The sequence below is a fragment of the Mesorhizobium sp. M7A.F.Ca.CA.004.12.1.1 genome, assembly GCF_003997835.1.
Taxonomy (GTDB): Bacteria; Pseudomonadota; Alphaproteobacteria; order Rhizobiales; family Rhizobiaceae; genus Mesorhizobium.
The window spans coordinates 1-3,503 of record NZ_RZRK01000655.1 but is presented as its reverse complement, the minus strand read 5'-3'; the positions used below and the strand labels follow the sequence as shown (position 1 = coordinate 3,503).

Here is a 3,503-nt window from a genome sequence, read left to right as displayed (position 1 = left end):
CAACCCGCCGATAGTAAGCCGGCTGCCGTCGCCGAGAGGCTGGAAGAGGAATTCCGGGCGAAAAGCTGCGACGGGTTCAACATCCTGATGCCGGCACAGCTTTCAGCGCTCGACGATTTCGTCGATCTGGTTTTGCCGGAACTGAGGCAGCGTGGCCTGTTTCGAGAGAACTATCGCGGCACGACGTTGCGCTCGCATCTCGGGCTTGCCGGCGGAGGTGACCGATGACCGCTCGCCAGATCAAGCTCGGCGCCTTCCTGTGGGCGACAGGCCACCACATCGCGGCCTGGCGCCATCCCAAGGCACACGTCACCGCCGGCACTGACATCGACCATTACATCGCGCTGGCGCGCACGGCGGAAGCGGCGAAGTTCGACATGATCTTCTGCGAAGATGCCGCAGGCCTGCGCGAAGCCAATGTCGGCATTGCCAGCCAGACTTCGCGCTCGATCGGCTTCGAGCCGATCAGCCTGCTTTCGGCGCTCGCCGTCCAGACCAGCCGCATCGGCCTCGTCTCGACAGCCTCGACAAGCTACAACGAGCCCTATGGCCTGGCGCGAGCCTTCCTGTCGCTCGACCATCTGAGCGGCGGCAGGGCCGGCTGGAACCTGGTCACCTCGGCCAGCCCTGTCGAGGCCGCCAATTTCGGCTCGACCGGCCTCAAGCCCCATGCCGATCGCTATGAGCGCGCGCGCGAATTCGCCGAGGTGGTAACCGGGCTCTGGAACGGCAAGCTCGATGGAGCTTCTGGATCCGGACATGACGGCCAGAGCTTTTCGGTTCGCGACCCGCTCGATCTGCCGCGTTCGCCGCAGGGCGCGCCTGTCATGGTCCAGGCCGGCGCCTCGGATGTCGGCCGCGACCTTGCCGCCCGCACCGCCGATGTGGTGTTCACCGCGGCGCAGACCTTCGAGGAAGCGAAGGCCTTCTACGACGATCTCAAGGGGCGTCTGGCGGCCTACGGGCGCGAGCCTGACGACATCAAGATCATGCCGGGCGTCGCGCCAGTGGTGGCGGAGACCGAAGCGGAGGCCCGTGAAAAATATGAGGAATTGCAGGCGCTGATCCCCGACGACGTCGGTGTGGCGCTGCTGTCCAGCTATCTCAGCATCTCCGATCTGTGGCGCTACCCGATCAACGGGCCGCTGCCGGACCTGCCGGAGAGCGAGGGGATGAAAAGTCGGCAGGCGCTGGTCATCGAGCAATCGCGCCGCGACGGCCTCTCTATCCGCGAGCTTGCCCGGCATTTCGCCGGCGCGCGTGGCCATTGGCGCATCGTCGGCACGGCGGCCCAGGTTGCCGATGAGTTGCAGGCGCGGTTCGAAGGCGGTGCCGCCGACGGCTTCAACGTCATGCCCTCTTATTTCCCCGGCGAACTCAATGCCTTTGCGATGCTCGTCGTGCCTGAACTGCAGCGGCGCGGCCTGTTCCGCACGGAGTACGAGGGCCGCACATTGCGCGACCAACTGGGTTTGAAACAGCCGGTTTAGCTGTGGCGCAGCCTAGCCTGCCATCACCCTGCCATGCGGAATTTGATGGTCGGCACTTGAGGTTGCGTTGTGACTGACCAGCGCCGTCATGATCTCGGCCGCCGCCAGCGCCGCGATGACCTGCGGGCGCTTGTCCTTGACGGTGTCGCCGCCGATTGGCGAGACGAGGCGGGCAAACTCAGCTTGACTGCCATCCGCCGATTTCAGGAACCAGTTCCTGAACGTCGCTTTCTTGGTCTTCGAGCCGATCATGCCGACATAGGCGGCATCGTCGCGTTTCAGCGCCTCGGCGACGATCAGGAAATCCAGCGCATGGTCGTGGGTCAGGATGGCGAAGGCAGTGCCGGCGGGAGCATCGCGCACCATCGCCTCGGGCATCGGCGTCAGCCGCATCTCTACGGTTTCCGGCATGCCTTCCAGTGCTTCGGCGCGCGTCTCGATGACGACGCCGTGCACGGGAAGAAGTGCGATCGTCGACGCCAGCGCCTGGCCGACATGGCCGCCGCCGAAGACGTAGACATATGGCAGGTGTGCCTCTTCGGCTTCCGCAACCGCAACCAGTTCGGCGGCAAGCGCGGCATCGACGAGCCGGATCAGCACTTCGACGCGCCCGCCGCAGCATTGGCCGATTTCCGGGCCTAGCGGGACGTCCAGGGTAGCGCAGACTTTGTCAACCTCGATGCGGGTTCCCCTCCCCCTCGAGGGGAGGGTGGCGGCGAAGCTGCCGGGTGGGGTCGGATCGACCGGGCTCAACGCCCTGGCGGTGCCTTCTGATAGGACCCCCTCTGTCGGCTTCGCCGACATCTCCCCCTCAAGGGGGGAGAAGAGCATCTGCCTGGCCCTGTCGATTGCCATGTATTCGAGCTGACCGCCGCCGATCGTGCCAAAGATCGCCGCCCGCGAGACGAGCATAAATGCGCCCTTCTCGCGTGGCGTCGAACCTTTTGTGCCAGCCACTTCGACCAGGGCAATCCGGTCGGCGCTGGCAAGGAAGTCTCTCAGGCTTTGCACTTTCGAATTCATCATTCGCATTCCCGTGCGGGAAATATAGGTTTTTTCGGCCCGGATTGCACACATTGCTGACCCCCTGGGCCGGATTCAGGCGCCGGCCTCTTTCTTCAGCCGCTCGATCGCCATCAGCACGCGTTCCGGTGTGGCGGGGGCATCGAGGCGCGGGCAAATCTTGTTGTCGGCGACACTGGCCACCGCATCCGACAGCGCATGCAGCACCGACATGCCGAGCGGGAACGGCGGCTCGCCGACCGCCTTGGAGCGGTGGATGGTCGGCTCGCCCGCTTCCGGCCAGTCGGCCAAGGTGACGTTGAAGATCTTTGGCCGGTCGGAGGCGAGCGGGATCTTGTAGGTCGACGGCGCATGCGTGCGCAGCCGGCCCTTGGCGTCCCACCACAGTTCTTCCGTCGTCAGCCAGCCCATGCCCTGGATGAAGCCGCCCTCGATCTGGCCGATGTCTATAGCTCGGTTCAGCGAGCGCCCGCAGTCATGGAGAATATCGGTACGCTCGACCATGTATTCTCCGGTCAGCGTGTCGACCGAGACTTCCGAACACGAGGCGCCATAAGCGAAATAATAGAAGGGGCGGCCCTCGCCCTTGTCGCGGTTCCAGTGGATTTTCGGCGTCTTGTAGAAACCCGCCGCCGACAGCTGGACACGGGCCATATAGGCCTGCTTGACGAGGTCGGCGAAGGCGATTTCCTGGTTGCCGATGCGCACCCGGTTGGGCAGGAACAGCACCTGATCGCGCGGCACCTGGTATTTTTCGGCGGCGAAATCGGTCAGCCGGTCCTTGATCTGGCGCGCGCCATTTTGCGCCGCCATGCCGTTGAGGTCCGAGCCGGACGACGCTGCCGTGGCGGAAGTGTTCGGCACCTTGCCGGTCGTGGTCGCGGTGATCTTGACCTGGTCGAGGTCGATCTGGAACTCTTCCGCCACCACCTGCGCCACCTTGACGTAGAGGCCCTGCCCCATCTCGGTCCCGCCATGGTTCAGATGCAC

Annotated in this window: 3 protein-coding genes and 1 pseudogene; 2 read left to right on the top strand and 2 right to left on the bottom strand. The window is 64.7% G+C overall.

The features are described from left to right. Both EN984_RS27075 and EN984_RS27070 read left to right on the top strand, forming a co-directional pair. Nucleotides 1-228, top strand: a pseudogene (locus EN984_RS27075) (nitrilotriacetate monooxygenase); the annotation flags it as partial. After that, nucleotides 225-1,490, top strand: a complete 1,266-nt coding sequence (locus EN984_RS27070; RefSeq protein ID WP_127266489.1) for an LLM class flavin-dependent oxidoreductase — start codon at nucleotides 225-227, stop codon at nucleotides 1,488-1,490. The pseudogene EN984_RS27075 and the gene EN984_RS27070, both read left to right, overlap by 4 nt. Before the next feature lie 12 nt (nucleotides 1,491-1,502). Here the strand turns inward: EN984_RS27070 and xdhC are convergent, their stop codons facing one another. Both xdhC and EN984_RS27060 read right to left on the bottom strand, forming a co-directional pair. Then, entirely contained in the window at nucleotides 1,503-2,513 is a 1,011-nt protein-coding gene (xdhC, locus tag EN984_RS27065; RefSeq protein WP_127271953.1) for a xanthine dehydrogenase accessory protein XdhC, read from the bottom strand. Between the two features lie 75 nt (nucleotides 2,514-2,588). After that, nucleotides 2,589-3,503 (bottom strand): molybdopterin cofactor-binding domain-containing protein (locus tag EN984_RS27060; RefSeq protein ID WP_164765671.1); only part of this gene is annotated, 915 nt, incomplete at its 5' end.